The 417-nt window shown below is 78.9% G+C and carries 1 protein-coding gene; it reads right to left on the reverse strand.

Annotated elements, in window-relative coordinates; genetic code table 11:
- Nucleotides 1-371, reverse strand: a 371-nt coding sequence (locus EPK82_RS24690; RefSeq protein WP_134678352.1) for a chemotaxis protein CheW, incomplete at its 3' end; no start/stop codon positions are given.
- Between the last annotated feature and the right edge of the window lie 46 nt (nucleotides 372-417).

The raw sequence follows: 417 nt of genomic DNA on the forward strand, positions 1-417 counted from the left end.
CCCCCGCGCTCCCCCTCGGGCGGGGCTTCCGGCCGGCCCAGCGCCCGGGCGAGCCCCAGGACGCCGACGATCCGGCCCGACAGCGCGATCAGGCCGAGCAGCGCCGGCACCGCCCCGGGCATCGGCGTGCAGGGGCGCATCGGCAGCACCTGCGCCACCGCGGCGAGCGGCAGCCCGTAGCGCTCGGACCCGCAGGCGCAGACGAGGTGGTCGATACCGGCCTCCGGCCCGGCCGAGGCGAGAGGGCGCCGGGCCAGCGCCGCGGCGCGCTCGGCCCTCAGGTCCCGTTCGGGCTTGAACGCCCGGTCGGGCAACGTCCGGTCGGACTTGGGGCGCCCGCCGCGATCCGGCGCACTCGGCTGCGCTTCCATCAGGAGCTCCCGATGCCGCTGTCAGGGCCACGATCCGGCCCGAGCC

The sequence above is a fragment of the Ectopseudomonas khazarica genome, assembly GCF_004521985.1.
Taxonomy (GTDB): Bacteria; Pseudomonadota; Gammaproteobacteria; order Pseudomonadales; family Pseudomonadaceae; genus Aquipseudomonas; species Aquipseudomonas khazarica.